At 60.0% G+C, this 18,529-nt stretch carries 17 protein-coding genes; 11 read left to right on the forward strand and 6 right to left on the reverse strand.

What is annotated here, in order from left to right; translation table 11 throughout:
- Nucleotide 1 precedes the first annotated feature (1 nt).
- Complete coding sequence (locus tag ACQRAX_RS04560; protein WP_412039233.1) at nt 2–1,684, reverse strand: LuxR C-terminal-related transcriptional regulator; 1,683 nt, start codon at nt 1,682–1,684, stop codon at nt 2–4.
- Between the two features lie 150 nt (nt 1,685–1,834).
- Between ACQRAX_RS04560 and ACQRAX_RS04565 the strand changes: the two genes are divergently transcribed.
- The 8 genes from ACQRAX_RS04565 (at nt 1,835) to ACQRAX_RS04600 (ending at nt 11,618) form a co-directional block, all read left to right on the forward strand.
- A complete protein-coding gene (locus ACQRAX_RS04565) occupies nt 1,835–5,974 on the forward strand; it encodes an autotransporter outer membrane beta-barrel domain-containing protein (protein ID WP_412039232.1) in 4,140 nt (1,379 codons plus the stop codon).
- A gap of 152 nt (nt 5,975–6,126) precedes the next feature.
- Nucleotides 6,127–6,345 carry a hypothetical protein gene (locus ACQRAX_RS04570; RefSeq protein ID WP_412039231.1) on the forward strand — a complete coding sequence of 73 codons (219 nt, stop codon included), beginning with the start codon at nt 6,127–6,129 and terminating at the stop codon, nt 6,343–6,345.
- Nucleotides 6,346–6,463: 118 nt separating this feature from the next.
- Complete coding sequence (locus ACQRAX_RS04575) at nt 6,464–7,384, forward strand: alpha/beta hydrolase (RefSeq protein WP_412039230.1); 921 nt, start codon at nt 6,464–6,466, stop codon at nt 7,382–7,384.
- Nucleotides 7,385–7,552: 168 nt separating this feature from the next.
- Entirely contained in the window at nt 7,553–7,720 is a 168-nt protein-coding gene (napE, locus tag ACQRAX_RS04580) for a periplasmic nitrate reductase, NapE protein (protein WP_038610650.1), read from the forward strand.
- A 33-nt stretch (nt 7,721–7,753) separates the two neighbouring features.
- Complete coding sequence (locus ACQRAX_RS04585; protein ID WP_412039229.1) at nt 7,754–8,014, forward strand: chaperone NapD; 261 nt, start codon at nt 7,754–7,756, stop codon at nt 8,012–8,014.
- Complete coding sequence (gene napA / locus ACQRAX_RS04590; RefSeq protein WP_412039228.1) at nt 8,011–10,515, forward strand: nitrate reductase catalytic subunit NapA; 2,505 nt, start codon at nt 8,011–8,013, stop codon at nt 10,513–10,515. Before ACQRAX_RS04585 ends, napA begins: the two co-directional genes overlap by 4 nt.
- 11 nt (nt 10,516–10,526) lie before the next feature.
- Nucleotides 10,527–11,012 carry a nitrate reductase cytochrome c-type subunit gene (locus ACQRAX_RS04595; protein ID WP_412039227.1) on the forward strand — a complete coding sequence of 162 codons (486 nt, stop codon included), beginning with the start codon at nt 10,527–10,529 and terminating at the stop codon, nt 11,010–11,012.
- A 9-nt stretch (nt 11,013–11,021) separates the two neighbouring features.
- Nucleotides 11,022–11,618, forward strand: coding sequence for a cytochrome c3 family protein (locus ACQRAX_RS04600; RefSeq protein ID WP_045186022.1), 597 nt, complete (start codon nt 11,022–11,024; stop codon nt 11,616–11,618).
- Nucleotides 11,619–11,737: 119 nt separating this feature from the next.
- On the opposite strand, the gene ACQRAX_RS04605 is transcribed toward ACQRAX_RS04600, so the two are convergent.
- Complete coding sequence (locus tag ACQRAX_RS04605; protein ID WP_412039226.1) at nt 11,738–12,157, reverse strand: DUF6691 family protein; 420 nt, start codon at nt 12,155–12,157, stop codon at nt 11,738–11,740.
- Nucleotides 12,158–12,159: 2 nt separating this feature from the next.
- Nucleotides 12,160–12,594 carry a YeeE/YedE family protein gene (locus tag ACQRAX_RS04610; protein WP_412039225.1) on the reverse strand — a complete coding sequence of 145 codons (435 nt, stop codon included), beginning with the start codon at nt 12,592–12,594 and terminating at the stop codon, nt 12,160–12,162.
- A 456-nt stretch (nt 12,595–13,050) separates the two neighbouring features.
- Between ACQRAX_RS04610 and ACQRAX_RS04615 the strand changes: the two genes are divergently transcribed.
- Both ACQRAX_RS04615 and ACQRAX_RS04620 read left to right on the forward strand, forming a co-directional pair.
- Nucleotides 13,051–13,392, forward strand: a complete 342-nt coding sequence (locus tag ACQRAX_RS04615; RefSeq protein WP_412039224.1) for a DUF6124 family protein — start codon at nt 13,051–13,053, stop codon at nt 13,390–13,392.
- Nucleotides 13,393–13,543: 151 nt separating this feature from the next.
- Entirely contained in the window at nt 13,544–13,837 is a 294-nt protein-coding gene (locus ACQRAX_RS04620; protein WP_045186016.1) for a hypothetical protein, read from the forward strand.
- Between the two features lie 38 nt (nt 13,838–13,875).
- Here ACQRAX_RS04620 and ACQRAX_RS04625 read toward each other — a convergent pair whose 3' ends face one another.
- Both ACQRAX_RS04625 and ACQRAX_RS04630 read right to left on the reverse strand, forming a co-directional pair.
- Nucleotides 13,876–14,964, reverse strand: coding sequence for a polyamine ABC transporter substrate-binding protein (locus ACQRAX_RS04625; protein WP_045186014.1), 1,089 nt, complete (start codon nt 14,962–14,964; stop codon nt 13,876–13,878).
- Between the two features lie 25 nt (nt 14,965–14,989).
- Nucleotides 14,990–16,294, reverse strand: coding sequence for an NAD(P)/FAD-dependent oxidoreductase (locus tag ACQRAX_RS04630; protein WP_412039223.1), 1,305 nt, complete (start codon nt 16,292–16,294; stop codon nt 14,990–14,992).
- A 154-nt stretch (nt 16,295–16,448) separates the two neighbouring features.
- Between ACQRAX_RS04630 and ACQRAX_RS04635 the strand changes: the two genes are divergently transcribed.
- On the forward strand, nt 16,449–17,348 hold the full coding sequence (locus ACQRAX_RS04635; RefSeq protein ID WP_412039222.1) for a LysR family transcriptional regulator: 900 nt from the start codon (nt 16,449–16,451) through the stop codon (nt 17,346–17,348).
- Nucleotides 17,349–17,379: 31 nt separating this feature from the next.
- On the opposite strand, the gene ACQRAX_RS04640 is transcribed toward ACQRAX_RS04635, so the two are convergent.
- On the reverse strand, nt 17,380–18,522 hold the full coding sequence (locus ACQRAX_RS04640) for an acyl-CoA dehydrogenase family protein (RefSeq protein WP_412039221.1): 1,143 nt from the start codon (nt 18,520–18,522) through the stop codon (nt 17,380–17,382).
- Nucleotides 18,523–18,529: the final 7 nt, after the last annotated feature.

Consider the following 18,529-nt stretch of genomic DNA (forward strand, 5'->3'; position numbering starts at 1 on the left):
CTCAACCCGCCAGGGCCGCCGGGCATTCGAGTTCGATCAGAAACGCGGTTTCACCGTTTTCATGGACGTCGCGAAAGCTGCCCTCCATCGACTGGGCCAGACGTCGACACAGCTGCAGGGCAACGCCCTGGTGGTGCGCCAACGGCTGACAAAGGGTGATTGCCAGGTTAAAGGTGACGACCCCTGTAAGCTGCATCCGGGTCGCCAGGCTGATGCGCAGGGGTGCCTGGCTGGCCTCTTCATTGAGAAGCTGGAGCAGGCTGTCGAACAAGACACCCAGGCGCTCGGCATCAATCCACAGCTGTTTGGCACTCACCCCATCCAGCACCAGGATTGGTAGCACAGCACCCTTGAGCCATTGGCCATTGAACCCATCTAGCCGGGCCCTGACCCACTCAACAATATCCAGTTGTACCGGCGCCAGAGGCGGACGCTGGAGATTCAAGTTGACCAGGCGCTCCAACTGCTCCAAGCGCTGAGTCAACCGGTGCAGAGCGACTTGGCCAGGCACTGTCAGGCACGCAAGGTCAAGGCCAGCCTTCAGACGCTGCAGCGGCTCGTCAAGATCGGCATGGAGCACACGGGCAAAATGGGTGGCCTCGCGGTACCTGGCCTGGGCTTGTTCGTGAGCGTCGCGTAACTGGCCGAGCAAAATGTGCCGGTCGGTCAGGTCTTCGAAGCTGCCGACCATGCCCTGAACTGTGCCACTGGCATCGCGCCAGGGTTCAGACCAGTGTTGCAGATAATGCAATTCACCCAATAATTCGACACTCCCCTGCGAGCCATATGCCTCACCTTTTTCGACCATGGTCTCGTAGCGAGCCTGGTAGTTGCGGCCCTGTTCGGCACTGAACCAGAACATATCTTCCACTCGCTCACCCAGCACCCGTTCAAGGGAGGTATGGTGCAGCGTCAGAAAGGGCTGGTTGCACAACAGCAAGCGGCCCTGGCGGTCACGGACATACATCGGGTTGGGTGAAGCCGCCAGCAGTGCTCGTAACAGCGCTTGCTGCGCTGGGTCAGGGGGCATTGGCACCGGTTGCAGGGGCTCGACGTGAGTACTCACGGCCGACAGGCCGATACCATTGCGGTGGGCGATGTCCGCCAGGGCCAGGCGCGAGTCGACCTGAAGCTTTTCCTGCAAGCGGGTTTTGTAGGTACTGACGGTTTTGTAACTGATCGACAACTGCTCGGCGATGGCCTGATTGGAGCGCCCCTCACCGATTAGCCCCAGCACCGTCAACTCTCGCGCCGACAGGCTGTCGATCTCATTACCACCCAGCGTAACCTGGGCATTTCCCGGCTCGCGAGGAAAGTAGCGACGCCCATGCGCCACCGCGCTCAATGCGCGCTCAAGCTCGATCAATTCGTCCAGTTTACTGACAAATCCATCCGCCCCGGCCTGCATGCACAAGCGGGCGAAATGGCTGCTGCTTTGCCCGGTGTAAACCAACAGCTGCAGGGCCGGGTCACGCAGTTTCAGACGCCGGATCAGGTCCAGCCCGCCGAGCCCGACAATGGCCAATTCAAGCACCACCAACTGCGGCGCATCGCTACGGGCATGGAGCAGTGCATCCTGGCCATTATCCACCTGGGCAACAACCTGATGGCCGAGACGTTCCAGCATCTGACCTATGGCCAAGCGCAGCAACGGCAACGGTTCGACAATCATTACCCGGCTCATGGAGCAGCTCCTTTTAGTCCAACGCAGGCCTGAAAACAAGCCTAGACCAGCGCAGCCTTCAGTAAACCTCCTACAAGCGGCTAAGGCGACTCCTACAGAGTACTTCACTGCCTAAGCAGACACTTCCAACCATACATTTTGGAGGTTGTCATGAAAAATAACACCTTGTGTGCACTGCCTCTGGACCACCTGGCTCACAACCGCTTGGCCCTGGCAATCAGTCTGATCCTGGGTAGCCTGAGTTTTCTGCCGATCGTCGATACGCAAGCAGAAGAGGTAGAAGTAACCGTTGAGCTGATGGAAGAACCACGTTCTTCCGAGGCCGGCTTGAACCTTGGTCGCTTCGCCGTGCTCGGGCTGCTGGGCGTACCGGCGCCCATCTCGGTCACCGTGGCCAATGGCGTAGGTATCAGCAGCGGTGCTGCAGACAGCTCCAGCGTACTTCTGCGCGCCGCCAACTCCACCGGGGTTAGGGCCGGCGCAGGGGTACAGATCAGTTTCGAACAAGGCTCTGTGTTCAACAGCGCTGTAACCGGTGCCACCGCCAATGGCCAGAAAGGCGTATTGGCCATCGATGGTGGCAAGATCAGCGGCAGCGGCGTGACCGTCGAGATGGTGCCGAAAACCGCCGCCGGCGCTGCCTTGACCGCCAACAACATGACCGGCGTGACCGCGCAAAACGGTGGTGAGGTCAGCCTGACCGATAGCACCGTCACCATGGGTGGCCTGGCTGGCAGCAACAATGTTGGCCTACTGGCAACGGGTGCCGACAGCTTTGTCAATTTCAGCGGTGGAGAAATCAGCACCCTGGCCAAGGGCTCTATTGCTGTGCACGCCAAAGACGGTGCCAGCATCGCCCTGAGCAATGGCGCCACCGTCACCAGCACGGGCGCGGCCAGCGGTGTCAACATCAGCCACGGCCTGAAAGCTGAAGGTGCCAGCCACATCAGCGCCCGTGACGTCACCGTCAACACCAGCGGCGCCTCGGCCAGCGGCGCCCGTGCCGAAGGCGCGAGCGAAATCACCCTGACCGACAGCACCTTCAACGCCACCAACGCGGCAACCAGCACCACCACTACGGCAGTGCTACATGCACTGGATGGCTCGCAGATCAACGCCAGTGGGCTGAACGTCACGACCACCGGCAACCACATTGGCGGTGTGCGCGCCGAAGCCGCCAGCGTTTCGCTCAAAGACAGCACGGTCAGTGTCAACGGTGCCGGTAACCTGATCAATCCCGCTGCCGCTGCCCGGGCCATGACCGGTGGCAGCCTGTTGATCGACAACAGTGTGCTGGCCACCCAGGGCATGTACGGCCACGGTGTGTCTGTCGAAGGCCCAGGCGCCCAGGCTCAGGTGTCCAACAGCGATATCTCGGTATCCGGAGCCCGCTCCATTGGCCTGAACATCAGCGGCGGCGCTCAGGCCCAGGTGAGTAACAGCACGTTTGCCGTAGGCGCCATCGCCGCAGGCCCTTGGTCGCCCGGTGTGTTGGTCGACGGGGCCGGTTCGACCTTGGTGATGCGTGACAGCACAGTGAGCACTTCGCCGAAAACCAGCTACGGCGTGAGCGCAGGCAACGGTGCTGATATCAAGATCACCAATGGCAGCGTCAGCACCCTGGGTGATTACTCCGCTGCAATCAGCGCCGGTAACGCAACGATCACTGCCGACAACGTCAACGTCTACACCGCAGGTAACGACAATGCCATGGGCGTGGTAGCCAACCAGAATTCCACCGTGATCCTCAATGGCGGCACCGTGACCACCAGTGGTGATGGCTCACCTATACAATCCAACCTGACCTTCCCCCATGCCCTGGCCTCGCGCAACGAAGGCGCGCTGCTGATCGCCAACGGCACCCACCTACTGACCACCGGCCAGCAGGCCTATGGCGCGGCCGTGGATGACGGCGGCAGCATGCAGCTCAATGGCGTATCAGTAAAAACCGAAGGCGACCGCTCCATTGGTTTGTACGCTGGCATTGGTGGCCCTAAACCTGGCAACGTCACCCTTGAAGCCAACAGCGTGACTGTCGAGACCCTTGGTGACAATGCCAGTGGTGCGCGGGTGAGCCGCAACTACAAGGACGGTTTGAGTGCCAGCCTTAACCTCAAAGATTCAAGTGTCCGCACCCATGGCGACAACTCCATTGGCCTGCAGGCCGAGCGTGGCGGTGACCTGCTGGCCGAGAACAGCGTTGCCAGCACCAGCGGTGTCGGTGCCCATGGCGTACTGGTCAGCAACGCGCCAAGCTCAGCAACCCTCAAGCAGGCCAGTGTGATTGCCAGCGGCGATCAGGCCCATGGCATGCTGGTCAGGGACGGCGGCCAACTCAGTGCGGCACAGTCGACCGTGAGCGCCGCAGGCGCCGACGCTTCAGCCCTGCTCCTGCAAGGCAGCAGCACCGACGTCAGCCAGGCCGACCTGAGCAGCAGCGTGCTGCACAACCAGCACGGCGCAACCGTAGCGGTGGCCGGTGTCGGTGACATCGATTTCCAAGAGGTGATCGCGGGCGGCAGCGGCCAATGGCTGCAGGTCGATGCCGGTGCCAGTGAGCCAGGCCTGGCCACCATCAACCTGGCAAGTTCGCTGGTCACCGGTTCCGCCGTTACCGCACAAGACAGCACTTCAAACCTGAGCATGCGCGACACCAGCCTGTGGCATCTGACCGGTGACTCGAACCTGAGCAGCCTGCGCAATGACCACAGCCTGATCGACTTCAGCGCCCCTACTGGCGGCAGCTACAAAACCCTCACGGCCAATCAGTACCATGGCAACAACGGCACCATCGCCCTCAACACCTACCTGTACGACGATCAATCACCGTCAGACAAACTGGTGATCGACGGCGGCAAGGCCACTGGCAGCAGCAACTTGCAGATCAAGAACGCCGGCGGCCCCGGCGCCCTGACCAAAGGTAACGGCATCCAGGTGGTCGATGCGAAAAACGGCGGTATCACCGAGGCTCAGGCCTTCAGATTGCTCAGCCGGGTCAAGGCGGGCCCTTATGAGTACACCCTGCATCGTGCCAGCCTCGACGATAGCAACGATCAAGCCTGGTACCTGCGTTCAACCAAAGACGCCAAACCTGTTGACCCCGATCCTGTCGACCCGAAACCGGTTGATCCCGATCCGGTGGACCCGAAACCTGTCGATCCAAAACCGGTTGACCCAAAACCGGTGGACCCGAAACCTGTCGATCCAAAACCGGTTGATCCAAAACCGGTGGACCCGAAACCTGTCGACCCAACACCTAAGCCTGTCGACAACGACCCAACGCCTGCACCTCAGGTGCCGAACTACCGCCCGGAAACCTCGCTGTACAGCGCGATCCCTGGCATGACCCTGCGCTACAGCCGCATGCTGGTCGATACCCTGCACGAGCGCATGGGTGAAGAAGTACGCAACGCGGTTGACCCGCTCCCGGTCGAAGCGCAAAGCGACTACGGTCCGTCGTTGGGCTGGGGCCGCCTGATCTACGGCCAGGGCGAGCAGGACCTGGGCAATGGCAGCGGCTATGACTATAGCCAGCAAGCCTTCCAGGTCGGTATCGACCTGTACCACAGTGAAGACACCGATGGCAGCACTGATCAAGCCGGGATCTCACTGTCGGCCGGCAAGATCACCGGTGACATCGACCATACCGATGGCAGTGCTGCCGGTGACAGCAAGGTCCGCGCTACAGGCCTTGGCGGTTACTGGACGCACTACGGCCCTGCCGGCTGGTACCTGGACGGTGTGTTGCAGTTCAACCATTTCGACATCCAGGCTAACTCGCAAGACCTGCCACGCTTGAACACCAAAGGCAAAGGCATCACCGCTTCGCTGGAGGCCGGTTACCCGTTCAAGCTGAACAAGGACGAATCGCTGAAGATCGAACCGCAAGCGCAGGTGATCGTCACCAAGGTCAAGATTGATGATGCTCATGACGCGGGCGCCAAAGTCCGCTTCGAAGATGTCGACTCGCTGACCGGGCGCCTGGGGGTACGGATCGACAAAGACATGTTCCGTGAGGACGACAAGGGCAAACTGCACCGCACCAACGTCTGGGTTCGCCCAAGCATCTGGCACGAGTTCAAGGGCCAGCCGAAGACTGAGTTCTCCTCCAACGATGGTTTTGTACCCTTCAGCACTGACATGGGCGGCACTTGGACGGAAGTGAACCTGGGCGTGGATTATCAAGTCAGCGAGAAAACCACGATCCACGTCAACGCCGGCTATGAGAAAGGCCTGGATAACGACAGTCACGGCTACGAAGGGATGCACGGGATCAAGGTCAAGTTCTAGGTGCGCCCAGTGTGGGAGCTGGTCTTGCCCGCTCCCACAGCGTCGGTGCTTGCTGATGGACGGTGGGGGCCGACGTGCAGTTCGTCGGCTGGGCTGGCGCAATGCGGCAAATATCAGTTACTGTACATACATACAGCTATCGAGAGCTTAACATGACCACTCATGACGATGACTTCGGCGAAATCGCCTCCCCTACCCTGATCGAAATGTGGCGACACCAGGCGGTGTTGATGACCAATGAGACCGAGTACCTGAACCAGGAATTGGTCAAGGCGCGGCAGAACATTGCCAAGCTGGTGGCCATCAATGAGGCGCTGCAAAATCAGCTGAGCGTCAGTTCAGCACCCAAGGCCTCCCGGCCCCAGGTTTGAAGGCTCCAACGCACAACAATTTGTAATCTAAATCCCAGCGCCAAACAGGAGATTTCGGTTCAGCCTGAACGGCGCTTCTGTTAAAACGCGTCTTTGTGCTTCGGCTACGACTTCGCGTATGACAATCTCCCTATTGAAACGACCTCGCCTTCGCTGGCTGCAATGGCTGGTGCTGGCCATCGTGGTTGTCGGCGTGCCGGTAAGCTGCGCGGTGCTTGAGCATAAAGAACGGCAATTGGTATTTCGCATTGAACCGGGTATTGCCAGTTGGTACCGCGGTCTGCCCAGCGGTATTCAAGAACTCGAATTGCGCCCCAAGACCTTCAAGGGCGATCAGAACATCCATGCCTGGTGGTGGCCGGCAAAACGGTCCAATGCGCCGACCATCCTGTACCTGCATGGCGTGCGCTGGAACCTCACTGGCCAGTTGTTTCGTATCCAACAATTACACAACCAAGGCTATGCAGTACTGGCCATCGACTATCGGGGTTTCGGCAAGAGTCGCGGAAACCTGCCGTCCGAAGCAACGGTATATGAAGATGCACGCGTGGCGTGGGAACGCTTGACGCAACTGCAGCCCAACCCTGGCAAACGATTGATCTATGGTCATTCGCTAGGCGGTGCGGTGGCCGTTGACCTGGCAGCGCAACTGGCGCAGCAGGCACAACAGCACAACCGCCCGGTACCGGCCCGGGGCTTGATCCTTGAGTCGACCTTTACCTCATTGGGCGATGTCGCAACGGCAGTCTCCAACACCTCATTGCCGGTACGCTGGCTGCTGTCGCAAAAGTTCGACTCCATCGACAAGATTGCCGATATCGGAATGCCGTTGCTGGTGGTTCACGGCCTGAACGATCGCTTTGTACCGCCACGCTTCAGCGAACAATTATTCGAGGCCGCGCAACAGCCCAAGACCCTGCTGTTGGTGCCTGGCGCCAGCCACAACAACAGCATGAGCCTGGGCGGCCAGCGTTACCGCCAGGCGATCGATGCGCTGCTGCGAAGTAAACCGTCATCAGTGGCGGCGGCGCCCACTTAAGTGACAACCAAGTGCTTATTGTTCTTATTAGTATTTACACGGCGCTCAAAGTTACCACCGCCGCTTGATCTTAATCAATAAGACCGCTGGTCTAATTAAGTTGCAATGACTTAAACACTGGTATTCGGTGATCTACGCTCAATTCAGATCTGCCTGGAGAGCGTTCACATGCCATCGGCTGAAGAACAAAAACCTGTCCGTCGCAAGGAAGCGCTGTTGTTCATCTTCCTTGTCGCCTGCCTGTTCCCCCTGCTATCGGTGGCTATCGTCGGTGGTTACGGGTTCATCATCTGGTTTTTGCAAATGCTCTACGGCCCGCCAGGGCCACCTAACTGATAGGCCTCTGCCTGTGTCTATTGGAGCTTGCGCATGGACCACACTTTACATATTGCCAGCCTTGTCGTACTTGCCCGCCCCGAATTGCTGGAAGCCGTAAAAGCCAACTTGCGCCTGCTCGAAGGCCTTGAGTTGCATCAACAAAGCACCGCCGGAAAGTTGGTGGTAGTTATCGAAACCCATGATGAAAATCAAATTCTGCAACGCATCGACCAGATCAACAATTTGCCGGGCGTACTCAATGCGGCGTTGATCTACCACGAACTCCTCGACCCCGCAGGAGAGATCGAATGAGCATGACCCGCCGTGAATTCGCCAAAGCCCAGGCTGCCGCCATTGCTGCCGCGGCGGCCGGCCTGCCGATCTACACCAGCGCCAGTAACCTGATCACAGAAGCGGACATGGTCACCCTGGACTGGAACAAGGCGCCCTGCCGTTTCTGCGGCACCGGTTGCAGCGTGATGGTCGCCACTCGTGACAACAAAGTGGTGGCCACCCATGGCGATGTCAAAGCCGAGGTCAACCGCGGCCTGAACTGCGTCAAGGGCTACTTCCTGTCGAAGATTATGTACGGCAACGACCGCCTGACCCAACCGCTGTTGCGGATGAAAAACGGTCAGTACGACAAACAGGGCGAGTTCCAGCCAATCAGCTGGGAGAAAGCCTTCGACATCATGGAAGCCAAGTTCAAGGAGGCCTTGAAGAACAAAGGGCCGAGTGCCGTCGGCATGTTTGGCTCCGGGCAATGGACAGTGTGGGAAGGCTATGCCGCCAACAAGCTGATGAAAGCAGGTTTTCGCAGCAACAACATCGACCCCAATGCGCGCCACTGCATGGCCTCAGCGGTGATGGGCTTTATGCGCACCTTCGGCATGGACGAACCGATGGGCTGCTACGACGACATCGAAGCCACCGACGCCTTTGTACTTTGGGGCTCGAACATGGCCGAGATGCACCCGATTCTGTGGAGCCGGGTCACTGACCGACGCTTGAGCCAACCACAGGTCAAGGTCGCGGTACTGTCGACCTTCGAGCACCGCAGCTTTGAGCTGGCCGACATCCCCATGGTGTTCAAGCCACAGACCGACCTGCTGATTCTCAATTACATCGCCAATCACATCATCGAAAGCGGCGCGGTCAACAAAGACTTCATCAGCAAGCACACCCGCTTTGCCCAAGGCGCCGACGACATCGGCTACGGCCTGCGCCCGGACAATCCACTCGAGGCCAAAGCCAAGAACGCCGACAAGGCCAATACCTGGAGCGACATCGATTTCGACCAGTTCGCCGCCTTTGTCAGACCCTACACCCTGGAGCGCACGGCCAAAGAGTCCGGGGTCCCAGCCGAGCGCCTCAAGGCCCTGGCTGAGCTGTATGCCGACCCTAAACGCAAGGTGGTGTCGTTCTGGACCATGGGTTTCAACCAGCACACCCGCGGGGTGTGGGCCAACAACCTGATCTATAACATCCATTTGCTCACCGGCAAGATCAGCGAGCCGGGTAACAGCCCGTTTTCGCTCACCGGCCAACCCTCTGCCTGCGGCACTGCCCGCGAAGTCGGCACCTTCTCTCATCGTCTACCAGCAGACCTGGTGGTGACCAACCCCAAACACCGTGCCACAGCGGAAAAAATCTGGAAGCTGCCGGCCGGTACCATCGAGGAGAAGGTCGGTTTTCATGCCGTGCAGCAAAGTCGCATGCTAAAAGACGGCGTACTCAACGTGTACTGGACCCAGTGCAGCAACAACATGCATGCAGGTCCCAACATCATGCAGGAGGTACTGCCGGGTTGGCGCAAACCGGAGAACTTCGTGATCGTCTCCGATGTATACCCCACCGTCTCGGCGCAGGCCGCCGACCTGATCCTGCCCAGCGCCATGTGGGTAGAAAAGGAAGGTGCCTTTGGCAATGCTGAGCGCCGTACTCAATTCTGGCACCAACTGGTCAGCGCGCCTGGGGAAGCCAAGTCCGACCTGTGGCAACTGGTGGAGTTTTCCAAGCGCTTTACCACTGATGAAACCTGGCCCGCCGAGTTGCTGGCCAAGGCACCTGAGTACAAGGGCAAGACCCTGTACGAGGTGCTGTTCAAAAATGGCCAAGTCGATCAGTTCCCGCTCGAGCAACTGGAGGCTGGCTACAAGAACGATGAAGCCAAGGCCTTTGGCTTCTACCTGCAAAAAGGTCTGTTCGAGGAATACGCCCAGTTTGGCCGTGGCCATGGCCACGACCTTGCTGCCTTTGATCGATACCATCAGGAACGTGGGCTGCGTTGGCCGGTGGTCGATGGCAAGGAGACCCGCTGGCGTTACCGCGAGGGCCTTGACCCGTACGTCCAGGCCGGTACCGGCGTGCAGTTCTATGGCTACCCGGACAAGAAGGCAATCATCTTCGCCCTACCCTACGAGCCGCCGGCTGAAGCCCCGGATGCCGAATACCCGTTCTGGCTGAGCACCGGGCGGGTGCTTGAACACTGGCACACCGGCAGCATGACTCAGCGGGTTGAAGAGCTGTACAAGGCCGTGCCCGACGCCTTGGTGTACATGCACCCTGACGACGCCAAAGCCTTGAATGCGCGGCGCGGCAGTGAAGTGAAACTGATCAGTCGACGTGGCGAAATCCGTGCACGGATCGAAACCCGCGGGCGCAACAAGCCGCCACAAGGCTTGGTGTTCGTGCCGTTTTTCGATGCCAACAAGCTGATCAACAAGGTCACGCTGGATGCCACCGACCCGATCTCCAAGCAGACCGACTACAAGAAATGCGCCATACGAATCGAGCTGATCAGCGTGGCCTGAGGAGATCCGTCATGCCTTTTCGCATCCTGCCGTTGCTACTGTTTGCAACTATTGGCGTGGTGATCGCCGCAGAAGTCGACTATCCGCTCGATGCTCCCGGGCCGGACGGACGTCGGCCCGGCGGCATGTTGACCCAGAGCATGCCCGCCCCACCGCTGGCTAACGATGAAAACAAGGACCTCAAGCGCGAACGCAACTACCCCGACCAGCCGCCGACCATTCCCCACAGCATTCGCGGCTATCAGATCGACAAGAATGGCAATAAATGCCTCTCATGCCACAGCCGTGCCAACAGCGCGCGCAGCCAGGCGACGATGATCAGCATTACCCACTACATGGACCGCGACGGCCAGGCTCTGGCCGCCGTATCGCCACGGCGCTACTTCTGTAATCAGTGCCATGTGCCGCAAAAGGAAGTGAAACCGCTGGTGGGCAATACCTTCGAGACCATCGACAAGATCCTGCTAGACGACGCCAATGCTGCGCAGAAGCCTTGAGGAGGCACCATGAAAGCACTGTTCGCCCTGCTTAAGGAATACTGGGGCATCCTCTGTCGGCCGAGCGTGTATTTCAGCCTGGGCTTTCTGACCCTTGGCGGCTTTATTGCCGGGATCATTTTCTGGGGTGGTTTCAACACCGCGCTGGAGCTGACCAACACGGAAAAGTTTTGCGTGTCCTGTCATGAGATGCGCGACAACGTGTTCGTCGAACTCAAGGAGACGATTCACTACACCAACCGTTCCGGCGTGCGCGCCAGCTGCCCGGACTGTCACGTCCCCCATGAGTGGACGCACAAGATCGCTCGCAAGATGCAGGCCTCCAAAGAGGTCTGGGGCAAGATTTTCGGCACCATCGATACCCGCGACAAGTTTGTCGCCCTGCGCCGCGAGCTGGCCGAACATGAATGGGCTCGGCTCAAGGCTAATGACTCACGCGAGTGCCGTAACTGTCACAACTTTGAGTTCATGGATTTCACCCGCCAAAGCAAGCGCGCCGCAGCCATGCACTCGACCTCACTGGCCAAAGGCGAAGCGACCTGTATTGATTGCCACAAGGGGATCGCTCACCGGTTGCCGGATATGCATGGCGTGAAGGGCTGGTAAGCATAAGCAATGCGCTCCTGTAGGAGCCGGCGTTGCCGGCGATGGTATCGGCGCAGTATCAGCTAATCTGCGGCGCTTGCATCGCTGGCAAGTCCAGCGCCCACAGGCTTGTTGCGGGCTCACCGTTGCCTTTGTTTTTCCAGCACACCGAACAACCCCATACCTGCCAACATTGCCAGGACAAACAACAGAATCTGCCAATTGCCACTCAACACCAACACCAGTGACGGCCCTGGGCAGATACCGGCAATCCCCCACCCCACACCAAACACCAGACTGCCGATAATCAGCCGCCGGTCCAGCTCCCGCGCCACCGGCAGGCGCATCGGCACACCGAGCAGTGAACGTGCATGACGGGTGCTCCACTGCATGGGAATCAGCGCCGCACCAATGGCGCCCACCATCACCAAGCCCAAAGAAGGATCCCAATGCCCGGCAAGGTCCAGAAAGCCCAGCACCTTGACCGGGTCGGCCATGCCGGCCAACAGCAAACCTAGGCCGAACAACAGCCCCGCAACAACAGCCATCAGACCGCGCATACTCAGCCCCCGATCACATGGCGAATAATGAACACCACGGCGAAGCCACTGGCCATGAAGCACAGGGTTGCCACCAACGAGCGCGGTGACAGCCGTGCCAGGCCGCACACGCCATGGCCGCTGGTACAACCGGCGGCGTAGCGAGTGCCCAGGCCGACCAACAGCCCGGCAATCACCAGTCCGAGCCAGTCATTTTGCAGTTGGACCTGCACGGGCCCTGCAAGCAGCCACCACAACACAGGCGACAGCAATACACCGACAAGAAACAGCGCCTTCTCCCCGCGCCCTTCACTGCCTGGCTGTAGCACGCTACCCAACAGCCCGCTGATGCCAGCGACGCGACCATTGAACAGCGCAAACAAGCTCACTGCGATGCCGATCAACGCGCCGCCCAGCAAGGCTGTCCAAGGGGTGAAGTTGGCCCAATCAATGGTCATGCGTGCTCCTGCTCAAAAAATGATGGCGTTCAGCTGTCTATTGTACAGCGGCTGTGGAACCTTCAGAACTCAACCTGGGACTGATCTGCCACAGCACAAACGGGCGGCGGGAAGAGCGCCCGTTTGGCTGTCTAGTGTGTTGCATCCACCGGTTGAATCTACAACTCATAGCTGACGCTGGCCTTGAATCCCCTCTCCAACCCCGTTAACCTCCACCAGTCGCTGCCAATTCAGCGACCGGGCGTCGCGGCCCGTAAGGCAAAAGGCGCAACAGCGCCACACCACCACAATTGCAGGCGCTTTTTTTGTGCCCACTATTGTGCAATGGCGGCTGTGCGTGGGAGACCTTTGGGTCTGCCGGGTTTCCTTTTGCCTCGGTCCGCGAACCCGCGTACAGCTGCCACCCAATCGTTTCGCGGCGATGGTTGGCGGCTCCACTGCAAAAGGAGCTGCACCATGACAAAACCCGTTCCTGACCCACCCCTCGTCACCAAAACCAGCACCACCTTCGGCTCCTGCGATGGCAGCCACGACCCGCTGTTCGCCGTGCGCCCCGGCGTGTCTGCCGAAGACGCTCTGGTCCATGCCACCATCCTGCTCAAAAGTGCTTACCGGACCAACGCGCATGCCTGTGATATGGTCGATGCCGAAGTGCGGGAATTGCTCTGGACGACTGAACAATCGCTGGAAATGAGCCTCGCGCTGGTGGAGGCGTTGCTGAACGAAGTTGAGGCGCATGCTGAGACGGCAGCGGTGCTGAAACGTACTGTGCAAGCGAAGCAAGCGCCTGTGGCGTGAGTTGTTTGGCGGGTTAAGGCCGCAGATGCGGCCATCCGGTGAGTAGGGTTATCGCGGGGCAAGTCGAAGCGTCCCACCGCCCACTATGAAGCCACCACCGGCAACGTGCTCAAGCACACGTTGCTCGGTGGCCATCAGTAAGGAAACGAATATGCTTAAAGCGCCACTCACCGTCACCTTGTGTATCGCCGCTGTACTGCTCGGCGGCTGCAGCACTCAACTGACTGAAGCCGGGGCCAAGGTCAGCCTGGTGACTGCGGCCTCCTCTGAGCACTGCAATCTGCTCCAGATGTTCACCGTTCAAGGTTCCGACCCTGACGAAACCTTGCGCATGGCCTTCAATCGCGCCGCGGACCTGGGCGCCGACAGCATGGCCGTGGCCAATGGCGAGGAGAACACCGACGGTGCCAAGATCGAAGGCGCGGCCCTGCGCTGTCGCGCGTAACGCGTAACGCGTAACGCGCCACAGCAAGGCTGCCCGGTTCAGAGTCCACTGGTGACTTTGGTCCACAGCCGCGTCACCTGGCGCATGATTTTCGGCGGCATTGCCTTGAGCGCAAACAGGGTGTTCATCACCGCCGGTGCCGGGTACATGGCGGGATCATCACGCAGTTTCTGCTCCACCAGGGGCAAGGCGGCACTGTTGCCATTGGGGTAGTGGATGGCATTACTGATGTCAGCGATCACCTTGGGTTCGAGCAAGTAGTTCATGTAGGCGTAGCCATTGTCCTGGTTGGGCGCATTGCGCGGCATGACCACCATGTCCACTGCCAGGGTCGACCCTTCTTTGGGAATCGTGTAACCGATGTTGACGCCGTTGTTGGCTTCACGGGCAATGGATGCCGCCTGGGCGATATCACCACTGAAACCGATGGCCACACAGATGTTGCCGTTGGCCAGGTCACTGACGTACTTGGACTGATGGAAGTACTGCACGTACGGCTTGACCTTGAGCAGCGCGGCTTCGGCCTGCTTGTAGTCGGCGAGGTTTTCGCTGTCGTGTTTGAGCCCCAGGTAGTTGAGGGTAATCGGCAACAGTTGCGTCGAATTGTCGATAAACGCGACACCGCACTGGCTAAGTTTTTCGATGTTCTTCGGGTCAAACAGCAGGTCCCAGCTCATGGTCACGTCGGTCGTGCCAAAGATCGCCTTGATCTTCTCGACGTTGTAACCGATGCCGACGGTCACCCACATATAGGGGAAACCGTACTCGTTACCCGGGTCGTTGACCTCAATCATCTTCAGCAACTGCGGGTCGAGGTTCTTCCAGTTCGACAACTTGCTCTTGTCCAGCTTCTGCAGCGCACCGGCCTTGATCAGCTGGGCGAGGAAGTGGTTGGACGGGCTGACCACGTCGTAGCCACTGCTGCCGGTGATCAGTTTGGCCTCAAGCATCTCGTTGCTGTCGATCAGGTCGTAAGTGGTGTGGATACCGGTCTGCGCGGTGAAATTGCTCAAGGTATCGCTGGCGATGTAATTGCTCCAGTTGGAGATGCGCACCGTATCGGCCGCGGCGGCAATTGAGCTGGTACTGGCGCACAGGGCAATGGCAAGGTGTTTGAGCGTCGTCATGGCATTCTCGTTCTTGTTAGTAAGGTCAGGACTCTGTTTGCGCACGGCAGGCCTCATAGCGCAGCCGCAGCGAGGCACCGATATCGAAAAACGGGCTGGGTGGCAGCCAGCCGGGTTCGGCCTGGCTCAACACCTGGCTCAGCAGTGGCGACTGACTGCCGCTGGCCATTTCCGCCAACAACCGCCCCCATAACGTGCCGCGCGCCACGCCGGAACCGTTGCAGCCGGCGACGGCATGAATGCCGGGGGCAACTCGGGCGAAGCGTGGTTCCCCCGATCGGGTGGCACTGAGGTGTCCGGTCCAGGTGAACTGCAGATGTTGCTCGGTCAACCAGGGGAAACGCCGTTGCAAACCGCGTACATGGGTGTGCCTGCGCACCTTGAGGGCGTCAGCGTTGAGGTCGCTGCGGCGGTACTCCACCGTGTTGCGAATCAGCAGGCGTCGGTCATTGGTCAAGCGCAACGTAGCGCCGGCCGGGCGGGTCGACAGCACGCCCCAGGGCGCCGGGCTACCCATTTGCTGGTATTCGACATCGGTCAATGGACGCGTTAGTGAGGCGCTCAATTCCAGCGGGAACACCGCGCGATCTTGCAACCCGACCCGTGGCATGAACGGGCCCACGCACACCAGCACCTGAGTGGCCTCGACACAGCCGTGGGGGGAACGGGCGCGGATGCTGCCGTTGGCCAAGCGCTCCAGCCCGCTGACTTCAGTCTGTTCGAACAGCGAAACCGCAGCCGGCAGCGTCTCACGCAAGCCCTTGGCGTACTTGGCCGGCTGTAGCAGGGCGTTGCCGCCGCCACAGTGGATGCCCGCGCGGTAAAACTCGCTACCCAACTGGCTGGCCAACGCCCTACCCTGCAAAAATTGCGCATCGGCCCCTACAGCCTGCAGGGTCTGTACCCGCAACTCAGCCTCTTCGAGCTTGTCGGCGTCATGCACGGCAAAGAAGTAGCCGTCTTCACGCCAGTCGCAGTCGATGCCCAGCTGTTCAAGTCGACGTCGCACCTCATTGTTGGCGGCGCGGCTGATCTCGGTGCTCTGGCGGTAATAGTCGTGCCCCGAACGCCCGAGCAGTTCCTCACCCGAGGGACTTTCGTGGGCGACCACAAACCCCGAGTTTCTCGCCGAGGCGCCTTGGGCAGCGCGCTGGCGGTCGACCAGGACAATACGTGCATTGGGGTGCATTTCTGCCAGCGAATGCGCGGCCGACAAACCGGTGAATCCGCCGCCGATAATCAGCCAGTCGGCCCGTTCGGTGCCTCGCAGACTGGGTTGCACAGGACAATCGCCAGCTTGCACGATCCAGCCGCACCGGTTCTCAGTCATATTCTCACCTCATACTGCTCAGTCTTGTTGTATGCGCGCCGCATGAACAATTAGCATGGGCACATGCTTTCATGACGACTGCCTGAGCTAGAAAATATGAGGTTTACGATGGCTGATCCAACGCTATTAATGCATCCATCTATGCTGCTTTCGCATGGATAAACTGTTCAGGGCGCCCTCGATGCATGCCCTGCAGGCGTTAGTCGAAGTGGCCGACACCGGCAACTTCACCGAAGCGGCCACGCGCCTATGCCTGACCCAGAGCGCGGTGAGCCGGAAAATCCAGCAGTTGGAGAGTCACTACGGCGTGGCCCTGCTGCTGCGCAGCAGTCGTAACGTGGCGCTGACCGCCGAAGGCAAGGAGGTTCTGGCCAGTGCTCGCCGCCTGCTCACTGAGTTGCAAAGCTTGCAAGCGCGCCTTGTTCCGCAGGACAGGCCCTTGCGCATTCGCATTCATGTGTCACTCGCGGTGCGCTGGCTGCTGCCGCGGCTGACGGATTTCTACCACCAGCATCCCGACCTGACGCTGTCGATCGAAACCGTGGCGACGGCACAAGTCGACCCTTCGCACGATTGCGATGCCTGTATCGTCTACTTGCCAACGGCACCTGCGGACCCGGCCCAGCACACCCTGTTCGAGGAAACCCTGGTGCCGGTCTGCGCCCCCGGTCTGGTGGATGGCAAACCGGCCCCGGCAAGCCTCGACGCGCTGGCGCATTACCCGCTGATTCACGGTTCAACCGAACACCTGGAGTGGGCCTGCTGGCTGAAAGCCAATGGCCAGGCACTCTCGGGCCATCGCAAGCACGTGACCTTCAACCTCGACGAATTGGCCCTGGATGCCGCGAGCCGTGGCCTGGGCATCGCCATGACCGACCTTGCCCTGGCCCAGGAACAGATTGATCGCGGTGATCTGATCATCCCGTTTGGCCCGGCATTGAAGACCGGTGGGGTCTATGCCTTATGGATGCAGCCGGCCAGCACCCGACATCCGGCGCGGCTGGCCGTGCTGGACTGGTTCAGCGGGCAATCATCTGTGCATATGCCCCTCTGATCGCGGGCCTAGGCCGCGCTTACCGCCGCGTTCAGGCGACCTGCAACAAACGCGCATACGCGTGAAGGTGGTGATCATCATCGCCAAACTGACGCGCCACCATCAGCAAGTGCTTGGCATGATGCGAAAGCATGTATTCCCAGGTCAGGCCAATACCGCCGTGCAGCTGGATGCCTTGATCGGCGATAAAGCGACTGGCGCGGCTGACGATGAACTTGGCCGCCGCCAGCGTACGACTGCGCGCGTCAGTGTCCGGCTGGTCGGCCACGCAGGCGGCGAGCAAGGCCATGGAGGTGGCTTGGTCCAACTCAATGCGCATATCGACCATGCGGTGCTGCAACACCTGGAACTTGCCAATGGCTTGCCCGAATTGCTCTCGGGTTTTCAGGTAGTCGAGGGTCAAGGCGCACGCCGCCTCCATGCTGCCAACGGCTTCGGCGCACTGCGCGGCGATGGCACGGCCTTGCTGATAGCGGATCGCTGGCAAGGCCTGGCCCGCCTCGCCCAGTAGCGCATCGGCACCGACCCACACATCGTCCAGGTACAGCTCGCAGGCCATGCGCCCATCCAGGGTGGCAAATGCACGCCGACGCACACCCGGCGCATGTTGATCGACCAAAAACAGGCTTATGCCCTGTTCGTCTCTGACACCATGGCCGTTACGTGCCGAGACCAGGATCAAGCCGGCGCTCTGCCCACCGATCACCACCGATTTACGCCCCTTGAGCTTCCAGCCGCCCTTCACCGCTGTCGCGCCCGTCTGTACATCATGCAGCTGATAATGGCTGTGCGGCTCGTCAACAGCGACCGCCAGTTGCAGGCTCGCGCTGGCCACCTGTGGCAACAGCGCTTCCTTCTGTACCCGGTTGCCTAACTGGGCAACCAGGCCACCGGCGAACACCACCGAGTGCAGATAGGGTTCAAGGCACAGACCGCGGCCTAATTCGGTGATGATCAGCATGTTTTCCACGCCACCGCCGCCAAAGCCGCTGTAGCTTTCAGCAAAGGACACCGCGCACAAGCCAAGCTCGCCTAGCTGCTGCATGAACGGCTCGCTGAAGCCGTGCTCGCGGCGCCGATACTGCTCGCGCCGCTCAAAATCATAGTTGTCGCGTACCAGACGGGCAGCGGTATCCTGCAGCATCAGCTGCTCTTGAGTCAGTTTGAAATCCATGAGCAAG

Source organism: Pseudomonas sp. UM16 (assembly GCF_050312595.1).
Lineage (GTDB): Bacteria > Pseudomonadota > Gammaproteobacteria > Pseudomonadales > Pseudomonadaceae > Aquipseudomonas.